Annotated in this window: 12 protein-coding genes, 1 tRNA gene, 3 pseudogenes and 1 CRISPR repeat array; of the genes and pseudogenes, 9 read left to right on the forward strand and 7 right to left on the reverse strand. The window is 40.1% G+C overall.

The genetic code is table 11. The annotated features are described in order from the left end of the window. Window positions 1-7 precede the first annotated feature (7 nt). The 3 genes and pseudogenes from NPUN_RS03025 (at window position 8) to NPUN_RS37290 (ending at window position 2,285) form a co-directional block, all read left to right on the forward strand. Window positions 8-982, forward strand: a complete 975-nt coding sequence (locus tag NPUN_RS03025) for a 1-aminocyclopropane-1-carboxylate deaminase/D-cysteine desulfhydrase (protein WP_012407380.1) — start codon at window positions 8-10, stop codon at window positions 980-982. Window positions 983-1,128: 146 nt separating this feature from the next. Then, window positions 1,129-1,979: pseudogene (locus tag NPUN_RS03030) on the forward strand (hypothetical protein); the annotation flags it as partial. 3 nt (window positions 1,980-1,982) lie between these two features. Continuing rightward, the gene (locus tag NPUN_RS37290; protein ID WP_052304553.1) at window positions 1,983-2,285 is read left to right on the forward strand and encodes a hypothetical protein; all 303 of its coding nucleotides are present in this window, start codon (window positions 1,983-1,985) and stop codon (window positions 2,283-2,285) included. 4 nt (window positions 2,286-2,289) lie between these two features. On the opposite strand, the pseudogene NPUN_RS03035 reads toward NPUN_RS37290, so the two are convergent. Continuing rightward, a pseudogene (locus NPUN_RS03035) lies at window positions 2,290-3,523 on the reverse strand (ISAzo13-like element ISNpu10 family transposase). Window positions 3,524-3,597: 74 nt separating this feature from the next. Here NPUN_RS03035 and NPUN_RS03040 point away from each other — a divergent pair. Next, window positions 3,598-5,082 (forward strand): annotated as a pseudogene (locus NPUN_RS03040) (pentapeptide repeat-containing protein); the annotation flags it as partial. A 725-nt stretch (window positions 5,083-5,807) separates the two neighbouring features. Here NPUN_RS03040 and NPUN_RS03045 read toward each other — a convergent pair. After that, entirely contained in the window at window positions 5,808-6,467 is a 660-nt protein-coding gene (locus tag NPUN_RS03045; protein ID WP_012407381.1) for a class I SAM-dependent methyltransferase, read from the reverse strand. Window positions 6,468-6,867: 400 nt separating this feature from the next. After that, window positions 6,868-7,128 (reverse strand): hypothetical protein, encoded by a 261-nt coding sequence (locus NPUN_RS03050; protein ID WP_012407382.1) that lies wholly within the window; start codon window positions 7,126-7,128, stop codon window positions 6,868-6,870. A 489-nt stretch (window positions 7,129-7,617) separates the two neighbouring features. Between NPUN_RS03050 and NPUN_RS03055 the strand changes: the two genes are divergently transcribed. Beyond that, a complete protein-coding gene (locus tag NPUN_RS03055) occupies window positions 7,618-9,693 on the forward strand; it encodes a tetratricopeptide repeat protein (RefSeq protein ID WP_041565875.1) in 2,076 nt (691 codons plus the stop codon). A gap of 18 nt (window positions 9,694-9,711) precedes the next feature. Here NPUN_RS03055 and NPUN_RS03060 read toward each other — a convergent pair whose 3' ends face one another. Together NPUN_RS03060 and NPUN_RS03065 are read right to left on the reverse strand one after the other, a co-directional pair. Further along, window positions 9,712-10,494 (reverse strand): hypothetical protein, encoded by a 783-nt coding sequence (locus NPUN_RS03060; protein WP_012407384.1) that lies wholly within the window; start codon window positions 10,492-10,494, stop codon window positions 9,712-9,714. A gap of 131 nt (window positions 10,495-10,625) precedes the next feature. Next, window positions 10,626-12,158, reverse strand: coding sequence for a DUF1565 domain-containing protein (locus tag NPUN_RS03065; protein ID WP_041565877.1), 1,533 nt, complete (start codon window positions 12,156-12,158; stop codon window positions 10,626-10,628). A gap of 418 nt (window positions 12,159-12,576) precedes the next feature. Between NPUN_RS03065 and NPUN_RS03070 the strand changes: the two genes are divergently transcribed. Beyond that, window positions 12,577-14,877 carry a glycoside hydrolase family 10-like protein gene (locus NPUN_RS03070; protein WP_012407386.1) on the forward strand — a complete coding sequence of 767 codons (2,301 nt, stop codon included), beginning with the start codon at window positions 12,577-12,579 and terminating at the stop codon, window positions 14,875-14,877. A 192-nt stretch (window positions 14,878-15,069) separates the two neighbouring features. Here NPUN_RS03070 and NPUN_RS03075 read toward each other — a convergent pair whose 3' ends face one another. Beyond that, the gene (locus tag NPUN_RS03075) at window positions 15,070-15,945 is read right to left on the reverse strand and encodes a phosphodiester glycosidase family protein (protein ID WP_041565879.1); all 876 of its coding nucleotides are present in this window, start codon (window positions 15,943-15,945) and stop codon (window positions 15,070-15,072) included. A gap of 307 nt (window positions 15,946-16,252) precedes the next feature. Continuing rightward, a CRISPR array of direct repeats spans window positions 16,253-16,577; the repeat unit is 34 nt; unit sequence GTTGCAAAACACCTCATCCCTGATAGGGATTCAA. A 48-nt stretch (window positions 16,578-16,625) separates the two neighbouring features. Here NPUN_RS03075 and NPUN_RS03080 point away from each other — a divergent pair. After that, window positions 16,626-16,946 (forward strand): hypothetical protein, encoded by a 321-nt coding sequence (locus NPUN_RS03080; protein ID WP_012407388.1) that lies wholly within the window; start codon window positions 16,626-16,628, stop codon window positions 16,944-16,946. A 283-nt stretch (window positions 16,947-17,229) separates the two neighbouring features. Here NPUN_RS03080 and NPUN_RS03085 read toward each other — a convergent pair whose 3' ends face one another. Beyond that, a complete protein-coding gene (locus NPUN_RS03085) occupies window positions 17,230-19,398 on the reverse strand; it encodes a PAS domain S-box protein (protein ID WP_012407389.1) in 2,169 nt (722 codons plus the stop codon). A 282-nt stretch (window positions 19,399-19,680) separates the two neighbouring features. Here NPUN_RS03085 and NPUN_RS03090 point away from each other — a divergent pair, with 282 nt between their 5' ends. Continuing rightward, entirely contained in the window at window positions 19,681-20,850 is a 1,170-nt protein-coding gene (locus NPUN_RS03090) for an SDR family NAD(P)-dependent oxidoreductase (protein WP_012407390.1), read from the forward strand. Between the two features lie 5 nt (window positions 20,851-20,855). Continuing rightward, window positions 20,856-20,927: transfer RNA gene (locus NPUN_RS03095), tRNA-OTHER, on the forward strand. Window positions 20,928-21,069: the final 142 nt, after the last annotated feature.

Here is a 21,069-nt window from a genome sequence, read left to right on the forward strand (position 1 = left end):
ATTTCGCATGTCTGTAATATTTTTTCCACCTCCCATACAACAAATCAACAGCGAAATCATCCGTAGCGCTGGTGTTGATCTGTATGTACTACGCCTGGATCTCATGCACCCGTGGGTTAACGGCAATAAGTGGTTCAAGCTGAAATACAATCTTTTGGAGGCCAAGGAGAAAAATTTCACAACGCTGCTTACTTTTGGCGGCGCTTATTCCAATCACATCTATGCAACTGCGGCGGCTGGTAATCTTTTCGGTTTTCGTACCATCGGCGTAATTCGTGGGGAGGAGAGACTACCATTAAACCCGACGCTGAATTTTGCTGTACAACAGGGTATGCAGCTTGTGTATACGAACCGCGAAATGTATCGACAGCGCAACACACCAGTGGTAGAGGAATATCTGCAACAACGCTTCGGTGAAGTGTTTATCATTCCCGAAGGCGGGAGTAATTTAAATGGTGTGCGCGGCTGTATGGAGATCATTGGTGATGCGATGTCTACGGCGGTCACTGAACGCAGTCGAAGTGCTGGCTACGCCTACGCATTTGATCGTATATGCGTAGCCTGCGGTACAGCTACCACACTTACTGGGATTGCGCTTTCATTGCATCAAGGACAAAGAGCGATCGCTTTTCCCGTTCTGAAAAATGGCTCATTTCTTGCACAAGAAATCGAAAGTCTGCTGACAAATTACCTCGCCTCTGATTTACCCACACCATCTAACTCCCCTGCTTTTTGGGAATTGGTATGTGATTACCACTTTGGCGGCTATGCAAAGGTGAACAAGGAGTTATTATTGTTCAGCCAACAGTTCAGGGAGGAACATGGCATACCTCTTGATTACGTATATACCGCCAAAATGTTTTACGGTGTGATGGATTTACTAAAACAGGGATTTTTTAGTAAAGGCGATTCGTTGCTGCTGGTACACACAGGAGGCTTACAGGGCAATGTCGGCATGGAAGAAAGGTTTCAAAGAATGTAGAATGTTATTCAGAAATAAAGTTGAGTAGCTTAAACTGAACTTTCTCCCTGCAAATGTACTACACAACCCTTAAATTTCTGATGTATAACTGATGCATATTGTTTACTAGCATCGGCTTAATTAATCATCTATATCAGGAAAGATTTATGGTCATAGATTTATTAGGGAAAGCAATCCAGGCAATTGCTGGTGCGGGAGTTCCTTCTATAAAAAATAAGCTTGAGCGTAGTGAGATTGTAAGCAAATTATTAAAACAACTTGATCTTTACCCTGAGCATCCACCTGCTGATTTTTCTGGTGTATATGTCTATACTGTTGTACAGTACGGGGTTGGAAAACCACATGAAATTTTGGAATTATTTCGGCAGGAAGAAATCAAGCAGGCTTTCCGTGAAGCATTTGAACAAAATGACCCTTTAATCTTCATCAAAAAAGGTCAAGATTTTATAGATGGGTATGCCTTGGGTGATGAAATCAAAAAACTTGGTATTGACCCGCTTCCAGAATATGCTGCTTTTGCTATGGCTTTTATTGAGGTTGCCAATAGCACACGCAAACCATCAGAAGTTTTAAGAGATCGAAAGCTTGAGACTATAAATCAAAATATATCAATTATTCAAGAGCAGTTATCTAGACTAAAAGAACCAAAGGAAATTCTACTTGAGTTAGCTATACAGTCACGAACTTATCAAGAACTTCAGCCAGCAGATGAGTCAAAAAATGAAAGAATTGGGATATTTATATTAGCACAGCAAATGAGTGGGTGGTTTGAAACTCTAGGATATAAGTTTGATAGACATAAGGTAGAAGAAGAGAAATTTTTCGAGTGGATCATTAATATTCCAGCACGGCGAGGATACGACCGCATCTTTGTGCGTGGTGTTGAGCGTGAAGGAGGGTTAAGTGATGTTCAATCTTTACGAAAAGCTGTGATGAGCATAAGACAAAAGAAGCTTGGCTAGTCGCTGCTCGCAGGATTAGTCCAGCAGCTCGCAATGAAGTGAAAAAGGAAGAAAATCAAGATATCTTCTGCTATACCTTTGACGAACTACTAGATGAACAAGCTGACTTTAGCAAATACTTAGACTGGCTAGAAGCTGAGGTTAAGCGTAAGGGTATTGACAGAATGTATGTTCCTCTTGCTTGTATTAAAGAAGAATATGATCCTGTGACTCAAGAAAAACTGGGGGTTAGTCGATACAACGCAGATGATGGTTGGATTGAAGGCTACATTGATCACTGGCTAAACGATCGGGCTAAAGAGCATATCTCAATACTAGGGAGTTATGTAAAAATAAATTGAACAATTAACTGACTACTTTGGGTTTGATAATATAGTTCCACTCACCATGAAAAGAATTTCGTTCGATTGCGATAGTATCAAGCTCTTGGTCTGTAACCTTGATTCCCGTTTTGTAGAGATTTGGATCTAATCTAGCTTCAACTTCTAATCCTTGTGTGGTGGTAGTATTGCGAATTAGATTAATCACAACTTGCAAGCTAGTTAATGGTCTGCCTCGCCAGTTTTGGGTAATGTGACAAAACAAGCGATGCTCAATCTTATTCCATTTACTTGTGCCTGGAGGAAAATGACACACATGAATAGTTTTACCAGTATCAGTTGCTAATTCTTGTAACTTCAATTTCCACAATCGTGAGCGATAACTATTGCTACCACCGCAATCAGCCGTAATCATTATATGCTCACTGCTGGGATAAACTTGTTTACCCATTGAGTACCACCAATGACGAATAGACTCGACTGCAAACTCTGCGGTATCGTGGTCAATGCCAACATTTACCCATCCTTGATTTGAGGTTAAGTCATAAATTCCGTAGGGAATTGCCTTGCCCAACTTGGGGTCAACAAAATCATGCATTTTCACCTCAATTGGCTGTTCCTTTTCACACCACTCGGTTCCAGAATTTTTAAAATCTCCAATTAATTCTTTTTTTTTGTATCAACTGAAATTACGGGGGTTCGTTCTGGGATTGAAAGTGCAAGACTTGGTTGGAAATATGTAAAAACTGATCATCTCTATCTGGATGAGATGAGCCATCACGGGTTTTACGATTTGATTGTAAGCTGTAGCCAAGCGATTCAAGTAAGTTATAAACACTTTTAGGACTAGTCCTATGTCCCCCAATGTTTAATGCCGCAGCCAGTTTCACAACACTTTTAGAAGTCCATTTTAGAGGAGATTCTGGGTCTCCCAGTGTCACTGGTTCAATCAGCGATTCTAAATCTGATAGCAGCATTGCGTCTTTTTCTTCAAGTAGTTTACGTCCAGCACCTGACGAACGAATTCGATTACTATCATCATTCGAGGTTTTTTCCCCCGAAGCGTCTAACAATAACCGTATCCCAGCATGGATTGTAGTCCGGGATAGTCCAGTTGCGAGCGCAACCTGACTCACGCCTCCCCAGCCCAGGCTTCGGGCTTCAATTGCTGCCCAAATACGCCGTGTTTTCTCATTCAAATAAGGCGATAACGAATCGTACTTGTCTTGAATGCTTTCTACTACCTGCTTATCAGACATATAAGCCTTTAATTCGGTTACATTCTGATCATCTTACCATTCAGCAAATTGTTCAAGTTATTTTTACATGATGCCTAGGTGAGTTTGGCACTGGCAAAACTTGGTTGACTTTGCACTATGCTTGGACTGTTCTACAACGCTATCGTGATGCCAAAGACCGGAAAAGTGAACGACCTCGGATTCCATTGGTTATTCCTTTACGCGACTATGCTAAAGCAGTCAGTGTTGAGTCTTTGTTCTCAGAGTTCTTTTTTCGCAAGTATGAAATTCCTATTCTTGGTTACTCTGTATTTGAGCAACTCAACCGTATGGGGAAATTACTACTCATCTTTGATGGATTTGATGAAATGGCAGATCGGGTAGATAACCAAAAGATGATTAATAACTTCTGGGAGTTAGCTAGGGTTGTTGTACCTGGTTCTAAAGCAATTCTTACCTGCCGAACAGAACACTTTCCAGAAGCTAAAGATGGTCGAGCTTTACTAAATGCAGAATTAGAAGCTTCTACTTCTGCTCTCACTGGTGAACCTCCACAATTTGAGGTGCTAGAACTAGAGAAATTCAGCGATGACCAAATTCGTCAGGTGCTATCATTTCGAGCAGGAGTTTCCACTGTTGAACAGATAATGGAAAATCCCCAACTCTTAGACTTAGCCCGTCGCCCAGTAATGACTGAACTAATCCTGGAAGCTTTACCTGATATTGAAGCAGGAAATCCAGTAGATATGTCACGTATTTATCTCTATGCTGTACGCAACAAGATGGAGCGAGATATTAAGGCAGAGCGTACTTTTACCTCATTAGCTGATAAACTCTATTTTCTATGTGAGTTGTCGTGGGAGATGCTGTCAACTGATCAGATGAGTCTTAACTACCGACTTTTCCCCGATCGAATACGCCGTCTTTTTGGTCATGCTGTGCAGGAGGAAAAATATCTAGACCACTGGCATTTTGATATGATGGGTCAGACTATGCTCATCCGTAATGCAGATGGTGACTATTCACCAGCGCATCGCTCCCTTTTAGAGTTTTTTGTCGCCTACAAATTTGCTGCTGAATTAGGAGTTATAGCTCCTGATTTTGCCGACTTAGCTAAAGCACAATCTCATTTAAATGAGAGTGTTTCATCTGACTATACTTGGTCATCTTATTTTCGGCGGGAATGTGATGAGAATGGCAATATTAAACCTATTCTATATCTGCAAGAGTTTATTCCTGAGAAAATAGAAGTATTAGCAGAAACTGTAGGAAAAGAAACACTAAATACAGACTTTATTAGTGAAAATATCAGCAAAGTACTAAATAGAAAACAGAATAATGCTATCTTTGAATTAATAGGAAATATGATTTCTCCCGAAAAGGAAAAAGTCAAGACTAGATTATTTACTATAATTACAGAAACCTGTGGTAAAACTTTACAAGAAGTAGGTATAGTTGGTGGTAATGTTGCCACTATTCTAGTCCAATATGACCCTATTAGTTTGAGAGGACAAAATCTAGCTGGTGCAAATTTAAGATATGCAAACTTTTCTGGAGCTAATCTCACAGAATGCAATTTAGATAATGCTGATTTAAGCAATACTAGATTTAGTAGCAAATCTATAATGTTACACGCTACCCTACGAAATAGTAACTTAAACCATTTGAGGCTAGGAGACCTTTTAATAGGTTGGATTTCAAAAGTACCTTTAAATAAAACACCCTCATTATTAACTAATTGGAATTCTGAGATACCAGCTATCTTTTTTTATTACCCTCATGAGGGTAATCATTCAAATAGACCAAATTTACCTTTTAAAGTTAAACAGAACGAAATAGTTGTCGCTTATGGAGAAAATAGATTATTAAAATGGAACTATATAATTAAATCAGTGTACATTTTAAATGAGGAAATTAATCAAGGAGTTCTTAAAATTCTTACTGTTGAAGGTGAAGATGTTTATCTTGAATTAAAAACTGGTCTAAATTTACCTGCCGATGAAGCTACAAGTGTCTTAAGGTCTTGGCGTTCTGCGGATTTTACAGGGGCTATGGGACTTGGTGAACGTGAAGTTTACATATTAAAAATATTAGGCGCTATTAGTCTACCTAATACTTCTTACAATCCCCACAATGATAAGAATCTAAACTTCGGATTAAAACACAATGAGGGTGAATATGATTTTGAGGAATTGTTGTGAGATTAAAAGTCTGGTTTATACAAATTAAGCCTGCCTGTACAGACTTATACATTAATTTTTATTGAACTTTACTAAAAAACTTTTTTATACTATAAAAAAGTTTTTTAATTGGTAGCTACGCCGATAATATGAGGACTAACAATCGGCAATTGTGCATCAAATCGCTCATAATTAATACTAGCAAAACCAGCATTTTCTAAAGCAATCAAAGTTTCTCTATCTGGATGGCAACCGTCACCTATCACTTGCCAAGTCGGACGAATTGCGCTTTGTACTTGTCGCAATACAGTCCCTTGAGGTGCGGCAACGTGTTCAATAAATAAGAACCGTCCACCTGGTTTGAGTACTCTTAAAATTGCCTGTAATGTATAATCTATATTCGGCACCGAACACAAAACTAAGGTACTAACAACAGTATCTATGCTGTTATCTTCAGCATCTAACCATTCAGCATTACCAATTCTGAGGTCGATATTTAAGCCTAGTTTTTTAGCTTGTTTTTGAAGATAGGAGTGCATGTGTGGGTTTGGCTCGATTCCTATCCAGTGGATATCTTTAGGGTAGTAGGGTAAGTTAGGGCCTGTTCCTGGACCGATTTCTAACACTTTACCTTGGAGATTTGCAAAAAGAGAACGTTTGCGATCGCTGACGATTTTATTATACGTGCTGCTACTTTGAGCCATTATCCAGGCAAAGAAACGTTTACCAAAGTTGGCATTAATCTGATTTTGTGAATCTCCAATAATTTGGTTTACAGTCATCATCTACTTCCTAAAATTTGAGGCTATAAATTATTGCACCAAGCAACTATTTATAGTCTTAAGGTACGATAATTTATGTTTCTTGTACCTCACCCATTTGATTCACCTGATTGGGTGATTTTGATTAATATACATACGTGGCGACTTACCGTAACCTACCACAGAAATAGAAAAAGTGTAGAAGCAGAAATAGAATTTGCTATATAGCAATCCTAAATTAATGAGTCGTCAATATCCCTGATTATTCTCTCTGCGTTCTCTGCGCCTCTGCGGTTAATTTCTTTTTATAAATAATTTATGAATACAAAAATAGCAAAAAGCGTTCTGCAATTGAGAACGCTATCTTTTAGTAAATTCTGTTAAGGTAATATGAATTAGAGTTGAGAATTGCTAGTTGATAAAATTAGGCATGAAGATTTGCTTGTTCCTGTAACCAAGGATCTACAGGTTGTCCATCTTTGCGGCGTAATTCAATTTCCACTACCATCACTTCTTTTGAACCTGGAGGTGCGGGTTTTTTATGGAAAAGAATGTCATAATCTTCTGGATTATGTTTGCGTTCTTTCAACCATTCTTGTACCTTGGTTGTGGCAAAAAATGATTGCCCTTGCTCAAACATTCGGGTAATCTGCAATTGCAGTGTATAAGGATTTAGCCTACCCATTTTCTACCGCCTTTGTTAAGTAAATTTTAGAACAAGTAATCTGTTTACCTTAGATAATCTAATGTTAGTGCGAAGTACGCACACCTGACACTTCACCTATAGGTGCAAATTCCAGTTTCAACACCCTAGCATCTGTAGCAACAAAGCCCGAAGGTATTTCGGTATATGGTCTAATAAAGTCTTGATACTACTGCAATCTGTCTTCCATAGGTTAATAAATTCTTATTTGTGTTGCTTTAGTTCTCGCCGTCTTTGGCAGTAGTTTGACCTTAGTAATGTTATAATAGTACTTCACAAAAAATAATGTTAAAAACTTGACTGCACCCCAGCACTAAAGTTTTACGTACACGAAGAGACGAGGGAATAGATTAGTTAAGGATTATTCAGAATTTCCCAGCATCTCTATAACATTTCACTACTTAATTCTGTTATAGATTGGAAAGAGGCACGCCGCTTCAAAAACTGACCAACAGACTGAAAATGGTTGTTATGAAGAGCAAAAATCAAGCTGTTTTCGCTTTAATTGTAAAAAGTACTATTGTCTTTTTACCCTTACTATTATCCGTTGGAATTGCCAATGGGCAATCTGCACCATCACTTTCCCCAGCACTAACCCAGATTTCGGTGTTGTCGAATCAGGAACGGGAAGAATTAGCACGACTAAGAGCAGAAAAGCGAATTCAACAGCAAGTCCAATCTGATTTTAATAGCGCTTTTAGCCGTACAACTATTTTACTCAATGTCTGGCTAGTTATATTAAGCCTATTTCCAGTCGCAATCATTGCTTTATTTTGGCTTCTCCGACGGGTGGTAATCCGTGAAATTGTTGATAGAGCGATGCAACAATTACAGGGAATGGAAAAATTACAAAATCAGCTAGCCACCGTTAAACAAGAGGCTGAAAATGTTATTCAAGATGCTAAAAAAATAAATGATGAATTAGAACGGGAAACGGTTAGTTTACAACAAAAAATTAAAAGCGAACAAGAAAATTTCTCTACCCTGACATCGGAACTAGATTTAGCTAAATCACAGGTATTAAGTAGATTAGAAAGTCAACTCAAAAAATCTCAAGAAAATATAGAAAGTTTAGAGTCACATTTTGCTACTGTTGTATCTAAATTAGAGCTTGATGCTCAACAACAAACAGATGTAGCGCTGGAAAATCTAGGAAATTTAGCATCTGTTCTGACACAAGAGTTGTCTAATTTAAAGTTAGGTGTACAACAACAGCAAGAGCTAGCCGTTGCTGATTTACAAGTATCAAGGTCTGAGTTCATATCTCAACTTTCTGGATGGCAGTCTGATGCTCAAAAGCAAAAGGATATAGTTTTTGAAAAATTGGCTAAATTGCAGTCAGAATTTGCCAATCAATTATCAGAATTACAAGTAGATACTCACGACAAAAAAGAGAACGCATTTGAGAGTTTAGGAAAGTTAGATAATGAATTAAAATCTCAGTTATCAGAACTACAGGCGGATGCTCAGGAGCAAAAAAATAAAATTGTTGAAAGTTTAGCAGCATTACAGTCAGAGTTTGCTGAACAACTATCTGAATTACAATTAGATGCTCAAAAGCGCAAAGTGTTAATTATTGAAAATTTAGAAAAATCTGCTTCTGAATTTAGTTCGCAATTTTCAGAATTGCAATGGAATGCTCAACAACAAAAAATTATTATTTTGGAGAAGTTAGAAAGATTAGAAACTGAGTTTGTCTCTCAACTCTCTGAGTTACAATTGGATGCCGAAGAAAGAAAGGATCTTATTCTTCAAGAACTAACTGAAATTACACCTGAATCTATCTTAGAAGCGGTGAATTATGAAGTTAAGGAAGAAAAAGAAGTAGAGGAACCGCCACAACAACCAGAATTGACTGCTGAGGAGTATGTAAAAGAGGGAGATGAGCTGTTTTCTAAAAGGCGCTATGAAGATGCGATCGCAGCTTACAACCAAGCGGTTAAAATCCAACCTGATGAACCTGTGGCTTGGTTAAAACGAGGTCTAACTCTCGGAAGGTTGAAACGCTACAAAGATGCGATCGCATCCTACGAGCGAGCTATTCAGATTCAACCAGATTACCATCAAGCTTGGTGCGATCGCGGCGTTGCTTTTGGGAAATTACAACAGCATCAGCAAGCCTTTGCTTCATTCGAGAAAGCTACACAAATCAAGCCTGATGATGCTGTTGCTTGGTTAAATTGCGGTCTTTCTCTCGTAGCATTGGAAAAATATGAAGAGGCAATAGTGTCTTTTGATAAAGCGCTAGAATTTCAACCCAATTCTCCCAAAATCTGGGATAAACGCGGTTATACCTTGGTAAGATTGGGACGCGATGATGAAGCGATCGCTAGTTTTAACAAAACTTTAGAAATTAAGCCAGATTATGCCAGTGCCTATTACAACAAAGCAGCCTGTTACGCACTGCAAAGACAAGTTGAACTATCTTTGGCAACTCTGAAACAGGCAATTGAACTCGATCCCAGGTATAAAGAAGACGCAGCAACTGACCTAGATTTTGATGATATTGCCGATGATGAGCGCTTTAAGCAGTTAGTTACAGCGTGAAAAGTTATTTGTCATTTGTCATTGATTCTTCTCCCTCATCTCTCCACTCCCCATATCTGGCGGATTTGGTTCGCTAGACATCGCTTTGAGTTTAGATGTAAAAGACTCAGAGCGATCGCTTTTTTCTGGGGTAAATTGCCCAATCGGGGCATGAATAGCAGCAGGTGGCAGCAGTTTTGGCTGTCGTTGATGATGGCTTGGTGGTGAGGGAGGCGGTGAACTTTCTTGTAAAGTTTGCCTTTGGCTAACAGCAGAGGATAGCTGAAGGGTTGCCGAAGAAGCAAATTTTCCAGAAAGGGGAGATTTGAGAACAGTTTTATTGTCTCTAGCTTCCTGCTTGGCTTCTTCTTCATCTAAAGATGTTTTTTGTTCATAACTTTTCAGTTGTAGAGTTGCAGTATTGCTGTTTTGATAGCCGTTACGAATCTTCGCAGGTGGTAATTGAGGACTCGTGACTCTCTCTACAATGGGATTTCTCTTGACTAGCGGTAGGCTTGGAGCAGGCGATGAGGTTAAGCTTTGGGGAAATTTGCTACAAATCATCCGTTCAAATTCCATATTGAAATGATATGTAGCCTGATCCCGGCGCTGCCAAAATACTAAAATTTGCTGCACCGAAACTGCTTTATAACGGCCTTGATATAGTGCCTCAATTACTGCCAGGTGTAGCCAATTCAGTGGGTATTGAGTTTGCCAACGTTCAACTAGCTCATTGGCAGTATAGCCACTGAGATCAAAACTATAATTAATTAATAAAGCGATCGCCAAGTTGGCAGAAGTATCTGGGAGTGTTGTTAACATGGGGCTATTAGCTTTCGGCAATAGGTCTTAAGATTCTTCACCCATCGCATATTAGCCTAGCGTGCTTTTAACTACATGGTTTTTTTTCCAATGAGTACAAAGCCGATAAGCAGTGTTTCCTATTCTACTTGTCAACTTCTAGAATGCAACCCTACATAGAATGATTTAATCGCAGATGTTCGTCCAATGGCAACTAATGCTTGATAAACCATTGCTGCAACTTCGCCGCGTGTAGCCAAACGTAAAGGTGCAAGTAGTTGGGGATCTGGGTAATTAACGATGATTTTTTGTTGTGTAGCAGTGGCTACGGCTTTTCGGGCGTAGTCGGGAATGGTATGCCGATCGCTATATATTTCTAAAATATCGCTATCAATAGCTGCTAGTCCCAGTCCGTTTACTAGGGAGACAATCACCTGTAGGCGTTGGACATGCTGATTGGGGCGAAAAGTGCGATCGCTAAATCCGCCAACAAAGCCACCACTAGCCGCCACTTGGATAGCGCTATAAGCCCAAAAATCCTTGGGGACATCCGTAAAATCGGGTGCTGAGATTTTGGGAAATGGGTTAAAGGCGATCGCTACCAGAGATGCATACTGGGCGCGAGTCATGGGTTGATCTGGCTGGTAGCTACCATCGGCAAAACGATGAGTTAAATCCATGCTTACTAATGCCTGGATAAATGGTTCTGCCCAATGTGCATCTAGTTGAACAGGCGCGGGGAGTTTTTGAGATGGTGCCGGAGCCGGAGCGTCAGATAAATTAGTGCTAACCGCTACTGGATTGGCTGGGATCAATTCTGCCAAGCCCTTGACTAGAAAAGGATTCAAATGATTACCTACGGAAATTAGCTTTTGTTTAGTAGCATTATACAAATCAAATTCACTATTATCACGAAAAATATTATCAGCAGAATCTTGGGTATTGCCTAAATCAGGAATTGCATTGCCATTGACTAATAGACCACCTTGGGTATTTTTAGTAATGAGATTTTGACGCAGCACCGGTTGGGCGTTGCGAGAAAGTGCGATCGCGGTACGATTTTCTGATAATTTGTTATTTGCGATCGTCGGAGTAGCAAAGTCACTAATTGCTATACCTAAAGGGTTTCTTTCAAATAAATTCCACAGTACTTCTCCCTGGCTATGACCTGCTATCACCAACCCGCTAGCAGTATTTTGCACAAATATGTTATCTAAAATTTCGGGTTTGGCAGCACCAGTGACAAACACGCCTTCCCGCCCACAGTCCCTCAAAGTATTATTCGCTAAAGTAGGTGCAGCCGATTCAATCCAAATACCAGTACCTTTAGCTGAGGGATTAGTGACAGTCACACCTAAAAGACTGGCATCATCTAGCAAGAGCAGCGTAATATTTTGTATACCAAAGCTGGGACTTTGATATTCGCCACTCCCGCAAATTACAATATCTGCACCTTTATTAACTTCGTTACCCATCACTGTTGCCCCTTCAGGGATAATCAGTGGGAACACCTCACCACTAGCAGCGCTGTAAGTCCCCGGCTCAAGATGAATTATCGTCGGGATTTTGGTTATTTTTAAGGCACGGGTGAGGCTTTTAAACGGACTCAACCGTGAACCAGTATTAGTATCATTCCCTTTCATGGGGTTGATATAGAGTGTGACGACGAGGGTAGAGTTCACCATTGATAGTTGAGAGTCAATTGTTTTAATTATGACAATCATAAATAACACTACTTGTAGCAAACTTTTTGAAAGTAGTATGACTGTGTATAGAAAATATATCCACGTTACTTTTTCTTGCAAGCAGATAATCTCTACACACAAGTTATAGACTCTCATGCAACATTCCGAGTTCTCATCTCGGCCTTTGGTATTCCCAGGTTAAAAGACCACGGTTATCACCCTGACATCTCAGAGAAGAGTCAGAGGAAGTTTATCCCCAAAAATCAGCTTTGAATTTTCGGCACAACCATTCTATTTGGCACTACTAACTCTATAACTGCGTCAAGCGTCTTGCAGCTAAATTACTGTATCAGTTTTCCTGGTGTAGCAATTTAACATTTATATGGAATGAAATTTAAGCAATTAGTAACCAGAAGTAATGACAACTCAGTTTTGGGAAAAAAGCATAGGAATTAATGCGACTCTAACCAACTTACTATTAAACCCCGTGCGTAGATGCTTACTTTTATGCCGCAGCAAGTTACGTAAAGCGTCTGATGGAGTTGCGGCTAGTCGCCAAACATCGCCTTTCATTCATCAAGGTTGGTGGCTTTTAAGGAAGCGTCTGCTGCCATTATTATTTTTGATCTCATTCGTTGCGGTATTACTACTCAACAGCTTTGCCCCTGCTATTGCCCAACTTCCTCCTCAACCTCGTCAGGAAATTCGGGGGGTGTGGCTCAGTAGTAACGATTTTAGCGTTTTCAGAAATCGCTCCAAGGTACAAGCAGCTATGAGCCAACTGCGGCAACTAAACTTTAACACTGTTTATCCCGTAGTTTGGAACGATGGCTATACACATTACCCCAGTGCCATCATGCAAAAAATGGGTATTCCCTTCTTCTTCAAGGGAGTAGATGGACAAGATGTAATTGCAGACATTATTAGCCAAGCCCACAGCCAAGGGCTACTAGCAATACCCTGGTTTGAATTTGGTTTCATGGTTCCCCTAAGTTCCGAGCTCGCATCGCAGCATCCAGATTGGCTAACGCAAATGCGGGATGGGACTCAAACTTCAACTAATGCTGCGGCTGAAGTAGCGTGGTTAAATCCCTTTCACCCCGAAGTGCAAAAGTTTATCACCGAACTTGTTATGGAAGTTATCACTCAATACGATGCTGATGGCATTCAATTTGACGACCATACGGGTTTACCTGTAGATTTTGGTTACGATAAGTACACGATTAGTCTATATACTCAAGAAACTGGCAATCCTCCTCCACCCAATCCCCAAGCTCAAGCATGGATAAAATGGCGGGCAGATAAAATTACTGCATTCATGGTAGACCTCTACCAAACTGTGAAATCCCGAAAACCGAATGCCATTTTCTCAGTTGCTCCCGATTATTATAATTTCGCCTACAAGCTATACCTGCAAGACTGGCTTAACTGGGTAAGGTTGGGTATTGTTGATGAGTTGGTTATGCAGGTATACCGTAAAGATTTGGAAAGTTTTATCACTCAAATTACCCGCCCAGAAATTTTAGAAACCCAACAAATCATCCCAACTGGTATCGGTATTACGGCGGGGTTACGAAATAGCCCAGTTGCCTTACCACAAATTCAATCTCAGGTGCAAGCAGCGCAACAACGCGGTTTAGGTATTAGCTTTTTTTACTACGAAAGCCTTTGGGATATTGCGCCTGAACCAGCAGCGCAAAGACAGTCAGCATTTGCAGCTCTTTTTCCAAACCCAGCGTTGCGCGATATCTCGCAAAATCCACCCCGCAAGCCAACTTTTGATACCATATCCTTACCTTTGTACACAAAACCTTCCCTCGGTCAACGTGTTCGCGGCTATTTTCTAGAAATGGCGATCGCAAATGGTCAACCAAAACGTATCTTATTAGATACAGGTTCAGCAGGGCTGCGAGTTCCCAAAGAGTTTTTAGGTAATGCTCCTATCCGCAGAACGGGACAAAATATCAAGGAGATATTAAGTGATGGTACTATCCTTGAGGGAGAATTAGTTTATACTAACATCCGATTTGGTTTGCTTCCCGCCACAGAACCCGTTCCGGTACAGGTTGTTACCAGTCGTCAATGTACTGCCCAAAAGCCTAATTGTTCAGCAAAGAATGGTGTGCCATTTTCCGGTATTATCGGTGTCAACTATTTTGAGAAGTCACTTCCCTATAATCCATTGAGAAAATTACCAGGCAATTTGAGTAACGGATTTATTGTTACGGGAAATGGTGGTAATAACAATAATGGCAGCCTAATTCTCGGTTTAACTGCTGATAATCAAGCAGGTTTCAAAATGGCTCCTTGGAATAAACAAAGCAAAATTAATGATGTACCTGGTAACAGATGGGACTCTCAAGTGAGCAAAGTTTGTTTAACTATTGCTGGGAGTTCTGCTAAAAATCTTTGTAATGGCAAAATGATTGCTGATACTGGAACTATTAATGGTTTGACTGAATTCAAATCAGCTTCTACAGCAGGTAAGCTCAAACCAGGAGTATTACGTTCAGCGAATGCTGTAAAAGTAGCAATTAATGGCATTTTTGATTACAGCTTGACACCAGGAACCCGCGACGGATTTAATCGCTGGAATTTAAGTATTTCGCCACAATCAGAAGTTCCTACATTTGTAAATACTGGCATCGCCTTTTTTGATAAATACGATGTCCTCTTTGACCAAGTTAATGGAAGACAGGGTTTTCGCAGTCGCCGGTAACATGAAAGTAAAGACTTGTTCCCTCACCTAATGTTCAAAACTAGTGGTCTGTCCCATTAATGCTGATAGGTTAATCAGCTTTTCAATTATTTCTTGTTTACCTCTTCCTTCTCTGCGAGACGCTGCGCGAATGCGCTCTTTGCGTCCTTAGCGGTTCGTTCTCTTATCTCTCAAAATTAATGAAATAGACCACTAGTTTTCCTGAACCAGCAAAACTGACTTCACGGGACGCTTGATAGGATTTCCCTCCAAATCAACCTTCCCGTAAAAGGTTTTGCCATTGTAATAAAGCGAAGACGAACTTCCTCCATCCAAATTCATCGCTTTATCAGCACCAAGAGTTTTCATAAAATTAGCTAGTGCTGGTAAGGATATCCCATTAGCAGGAGCAGAGGGTTTTTGAGCGACCATAACTAGAACAACGCTGCCATCATGGGTGATACCAACGGCAGTTCTGGCGTTGGGTTGGTTGCTGCCAAGTGCATCTCGTTTATTGGCATTATCTACAAAACCTTCTTTTTCTAAAGTGAGTTCTGGTAATAGGCTTGGGCCAGCGCCTATGGCATCGACTAACTGACAACCTGCTGGCTGTGACGCACTGTGCAGGACAATATCATAGCGAACGGTCTGTCCACATGAGTAGCGGCGAAATTCTGTGCGATTGAAAATTTGACTTAGGTAAGATTTTAAGTTGGGATTGTTCACCAGCCGCTCGTTTTCCTTCGGGTCAGCTACCAACTTTCTTTGTAAGATCACATAAGATGTAGTTTTTTGGTTGGCTGGGTCAAAAAAGCCTGCGTTCAAGATAGCTACGGCTCGATGCTTTTGGGCAAATTCCTCTACTGTGGCTACCTTTTGCGATAGTGCAGGAGTTACCAAAAATTTGCTATTAACTGGAATAAACAGAACGTGAGCGATGCTTTGGGGTAATGTGCGCTCGAAGTAGCGGATACTTTTTGGTGGTGAAGATACAACAGTTGATATTGACTGTGTTGAAGAACGCAAATTCAACCACAAAACCATTGCCAAACTAATTAATATCAAAGTCGGTAGTTTGATTTTCCTCACATTTAAACTCACTTGCGGTTAGCTCAAACAAAGTTAAGTCTTAAGAAACAAATAGTGCAGCAGAAACACAAGCATAAGTTAACCATTTAAAGGTACTGTTCCCATTGTTACAGAGCGATCGCTAATTTTTGGCTGATAATAAAAATGCTCTCAAAAACTCTATTTCGATTAACTGTCGCGCACCTTGGGGTATAAGTATTTTAAAGGCTTTCCACTCTTACAAGAGCTTGAAAACTTTGCTATTATGTACACATCCGCGCAACTAAACCTTAAAATCCTAATACAGCAAAGCTTTCAAAGGTCAGCCGTTGCAAAATACCTCATCCCTGATAGGGATTCAAACAACTTCAATCGCTTTTGCTGCACCGTATTTTTCGGCAGTTGCAAAATACCTCATCTCTGATAGGGATTGAAACGATTCAGGAATACTTACAGGAGATTTTATAATCTTTGTTGCAAAACACCTCATCCCTGATAGGGATTCAAACTTTTATTACTTGACTTGCTAAAACAAAACCTTTATAGTTGCAAAACACCTCATCCCTGATAGGGATTCAAGCAACGGCGTGTCTTCAAAGGTAAAGGTTTGGCTTTGGCCGTTGCAAAACACCTCATCCCTGATAGGGATTCAAACGCTTGAAACTTATTAAGATCCCTATTGGGGATTGAAATTAAGACCTATGTTAGAAACCACAAACCTGAAAAATATCTCCAAAAAATTCGCTATAGCTAGAAATTTTTCTTCTTTCAAAGAAAATGAGGCAATGAGAGCTATTACATATAGCATGGATTTACTATTACCTGGTTTGTATATATGGCTATTTGGTTTTAGTTTTCGCCTTGGTGGGAACATACCAGATGATATTCCCTATAAATATCCCGGTAAAATTCACAGTAACACTGGAATTGCGTTAGTATTACCAGGATATAGAATTTTTACGACTTACCAGGGTAGCTATGACCCTAAACAGACATCAAATACAGGGGCTAGCAGCTTTTAATTGTACAGTTCTCGACTCAAATACTTTTGAAACCTTAATGACTCAAGCAGGATATTCAATCTCAGGTAGCGCACCTGCACAGGCTAATAGAGTAAAAGTATGGTGGATTCATAACGAATATCCAAGAGTCGAGTCCGTATATAGTCCAGACAAGAGAATAGTGATCACGGCGTATCATGTTAACTGATATTTTTTATTTCTAGTAACCAATTTCCAACGTCGCCAGGAAGTTTTGGTTAATAGGATTTTTTCTAATCTGTAATACTTTCATTACCAAAATAAATTAGCCATCTCCTGTAACTGATTCCAATTCTGGAGATAGCAAAGATGTGTCTCTAAATGTTGAGGCAGGCAAGTATACTGTAAATTGAGTACCTCTGCCTACGTGACTGTAAACATTGACAAAACCACCGTGATTCTTAATGATACCCAACGCTGTGGAAAGTCCTAAACCTGTACCTTTGCCTACCTCTTTGGTGGTAAAAAACGGTTCAAAAATCCGTTTCTGGACTTCCGACGACATCCCCATACCAGTATCTGTCACCACGATCGCAACATAAGAACCCACTTTAGCATCAATATTGATCTGAGCAGAATGTTCGCCAATCACCAGATTTTCTGCCGCAATCCTCAATATACCGCCATTGGGCATGGCATCGCGGGCATTGACTACTAAATTTATCAGCACCTGATGTATTTGAGTTATGTCTCCACGAACGTACCACAGATTTTTAGGGATATCTGCCTGACAGATAATCGATTTGGGGAATGTTTGAGCGATAATTTGCTCAATTTCTGCCATCAAAGGCTGAATTTGCACAATTGTCCGTTTGCCTTCAATACCTCGTGCAAAAGACAACACTTGCTTGAGCAAATTAGCGCCGCGTTTCACATTATTTTCTAAAGTTTGCAGTATTTGCTGACTCTGCGAATCGGGCAATTTCTTCTGCAACAGTTGAACTGACATTAAAATTGGGGATAGTATATTGTTGAGATCGTGGACAATACCGCCAGCTAACGTACCAATACTCTCCAAGCGTTGCGATCGCAGAAGTTGAGCTTCTAGTTGTTTCTGCTGTGTAATCTCGGTGTTCACACTCAAAATGGACTTAGTTTGTCCACGATCATCTCGGATCAGTATCCACCGACTTTCAACGATAATTACTTTACCTTCCTTTGTCAGTTGATGCAACTCACCCCGCCACTCACCTGTATTCATCACCTTCAAGTAAGCGTCTTCTAGCTGTGGTGAAATACCTTTATACAAAAGTTGCAAAACATTCTTACCCACAACTTCCTCAGACTTCCAGCCGTAAAGACGTTCAGCACCTTGATTCCAAAACAATATTTGGTTGTAGATATTTCGTACCAAAATACCCTCAGTTGATACATCCAGCAGCAATCCTTGTTCGCGGATTTTCTGTTCTGCCTGTTTTTGCTGGGTTATATCTCGCATCAGTGCCAAATGAATGAATGTACCATCAGATTCGTTACGCAGTGGTACAGCATAAGTTTCCATGTAGCGACGAGTACCTTTAAATCCGACAATTTCAAACTCCAAAGTCCCCTTGTTACCTTGACAGATACTTTTATGCAAGTCGGCAAAAGCTGCTCTATACTCTGGCACAATTACAGCATCAATTGGTTTACCAATCAATACATCAGGACTTTCTACTTCCATCATTGCCAATCCTTCGGCATTAATTTCTAAAAGGGTGCCATCCCTAGCAATTAACTTGATGCATTCTGGTTCTGCATCTATCATGGCTCGTAAACGGTTTTCGCTTTGGCGTAAGGCCAGTTCTGTCTGCTGAAGTTGCCTGATATAACGCCACAACAAATCATACAGCAGCGCCACCAGCACCAAATCCACAATCGCAGCGATAAAAAATGTGACTATCGCCTTTTGGGAACTTGCTTGCGACTGCTGCATTCCCTGCTGTAATAAATTTTGCTCTATCTCTAAAGAGTCGTGAATCAGCTGTTGAATTTCTTTGCCACTTTGGTTATCTTTATCAGATAATATTCGCTGACGAACTGCTTCAAATCCTTGGTTTTGTCTGAGATAAATCTCTTTTTGCAAAATGTTGAGCCTACTGGTAATTTTCGGCTCCAACAAAGAAATCCATTGCTGCTTTTGATGATTATCGGCAGTTAATTTACGAAGAATCTGAATATTGCGATTAGTTTGTTGATAAGCTGCAAGATAAGTTTTTAGATCGTCTGCATCTGCTGTAATTAGATAATTACGTTGTGCAGTTTCAGTATCTTTGAGTAGAGATTGGATACTTTCAAGTTGAGTAATAACTTTATATGAGGATGTCACCCATTGCTGGTTGTGAATCAGCTTAACAGTGTTGTTATAAGAGACTACAGCATTAGTAAATACAACTGCCAATGCTAAAACGAATATTGCTTTTAGTTTTTGAACTCTATACCATTTTTTGACCATGCGTTCGCCCTTTCTGCCGCAGATGCCCTCTATCAGTTAAAATTAAACATTAAAAACAAATACTGAGAATAATTTAAGGATTTTAATAACACAAGTAAGAAATTACAATCTGTTATAATCGTAAATATCTGGATTTTTTGGGATGATGATTTATACATAATAGTCACAAATAAATCCGCTAATTTTTAAGATAAATTCATTTTTACAGTAATTTGGGTAATGCAGTTTAACCAGATAAGTTTTCTATTAACAGAGAGTAGGCAATAATACCAAAAATGGCTAATGACCAAACTACCACGTTGCATTGTCTGCAAGACAACTTTTTTACAGGGTCATGGCTTTTACACTGGACTCTGTGTTGAATGTGGAAATCTTAACTTCAGCAAGCGTCAGCAAAGTGCTGATTTACGGGGTATGATTGCCGTTGTCACAGGAGCCAGGGTAAAGATTGGTCATGGGGTAGCGTTGAGACTGTTGCGAGATGGTGCGACTGTGATTGTAACAAGCCGTTTTCCCCATGACGCGGCAAAAAGGTACGCAGCAGAGCCAGATTTTCGAGAATGGCAACATCGATTGCAAATTTACGGACTCGATTTGCGCCATCTCCACAGTGTTGAGCAATTTACCCAACACATTTGTAAGTTTTACCAGCGACTCGACATTATTATCAATAATGCGGCACAAACAGTGCGTCGTCCGCCAGCGTTTTATCATCATTTAATTGAGTTTGAATCACTACCTTTCGGGGAACTACCGCCAGAAATACAGGTGTTAGTAGGCCATAATCATGCGGTGAACACTGAGAATTCTGCACTATTAGCTAGTACAGAAGAAAAAGAAGCCACATTTACCAAAAATTCTGCTTTCCTGTCCCAAATTCCTTTGATTCCCGAAGACATAGGCGATAATTCGGCTTATTTCCCTCTAGAAGGGTATACCGATGATGAGCAACAACTTGACTTGCGTCCCTTTAATAGCTGGCTGATGAAGGATGATGAAGTCAGTATTTTAGAATTATTGGAAGTGCATATAATTAATGCGATCGCTCCATTTGTCATTAACAGTAGACTCAAGCGATTAATGAGCAACTACAAAGAAACTAATAAATACATCATTAATGTTTCTTCAATGGAAGGGCGATTTAACGATGTTGACAAACCTTGGCGACATCCCCACACCAATATGGCCAAGGCTGCTCTCAATCAAATGACCCGTACCTGTGCCAAAGAATACGCCAAACATCGTATTTTTATGAATGCAGTAGACCCTGGATGGATTAGCTTCCAACACCCCTATCATCAAGCAAAATCCATGCAAGAACGTGGCGTTTATCCTCCCTTTGATGTCAATGATGCTGCTGCACGCATTTGTGACCCAATTTATCTAGGAATTAACCAAGGTAAAACACCCTTTGCTAGATTATTTAAAGACTATACAGAAATAGACTGGTAATTTATGGCAGTGTAGCTTAATGGTAAAGCGTCCGCCGTTCAACGCGAAAGACAGCCGTTCGATTCGGTTCGCTGCCCCAGCAACGTAGTTTAAAGAGTAGAATTCCTTGGAGTATACCAGGAGATACGGGTGCAATTCCCGTCGTTGCCCTTTTTGCGAGAGTATAATGGTGAGTTTTTCTTGTAATCAAAAATCTAAAACCCACCCCTAAATACCCCA

The sequence above is a fragment of the Nostoc punctiforme PCC 73102 genome (genome assembly GCF_000020025.1).
GTDB classification, from domain to species: Bacteria; Cyanobacteriota; Cyanobacteriia; order Cyanobacteriales; family Nostocaceae; genus Nostoc; species Nostoc punctiforme.

Excerpts from the sequence above, each read along its gene's own strand:
- NPUN_RS03085 (WP_012407389.1), bottom strand. The coding sequence starts at position 19,398 with ATGGTCAAAAAATGGTATAGAGTTCAAAAACTAAAAGCAATATTCGTT.
- NPUN_RS03090 (WP_012407390.1), top strand. The coding sequence starts at position 19,681 with ATGACCAAACTACCACGTTGCATTGTCTGCAAGACAACTTTTTTACAG.
- NPUN_RS03080 (WP_012407388.1), top strand. The coding sequence starts at position 16,626 with ATGTTAGAAACCACAAACCTGAAAAATATCTCCAAAAAATTCGCTATA.
- NPUN_RS03025 (WP_012407380.1), top strand. The coding sequence starts at position 8 with ATGTCTGTAATATTTTTTCCACCTCCCATACAACAAATCAACAGCGAA.
- NPUN_RS03065 (WP_041565877.1), bottom strand. The coding sequence starts at position 12,158 with ATGGTGAACTCTACCCTCGTCGTCACACTCTATATCAACCCCATGAAA.
- NPUN_RS03050 (WP_012407382.1), bottom strand. The coding sequence starts at position 7,128 with ATGGGTAGGCTAAATCCTTATACACTGCAATTGCAGATTACCCGAATG.
- NPUN_RS03070 (WP_012407386.1), top strand. The coding sequence starts at position 12,577 with ATGACAACTCAGTTTTGGGAAAAAAGCATAGGAATTAATGCGACTCTA.
- NPUN_RS03055 (WP_041565875.1), top strand. The coding sequence starts at position 7,618 with ATGAAGAGCAAAAATCAAGCTGTTTTCGCTTTAATTGTAAAAAGTACT.
- NPUN_RS03045 (WP_012407381.1), bottom strand. The coding sequence starts at position 6,467 with ATGATGACTGTAAACCAAATTATTGGAGATTCACAAAATCAGATTAAT.
- NPUN_RS03060 (WP_012407384.1), bottom strand. The coding sequence starts at position 10,494 with ATGTTAACAACACTCCCAGATACTTCTGCCAACTTGGCGATCGCTTTA.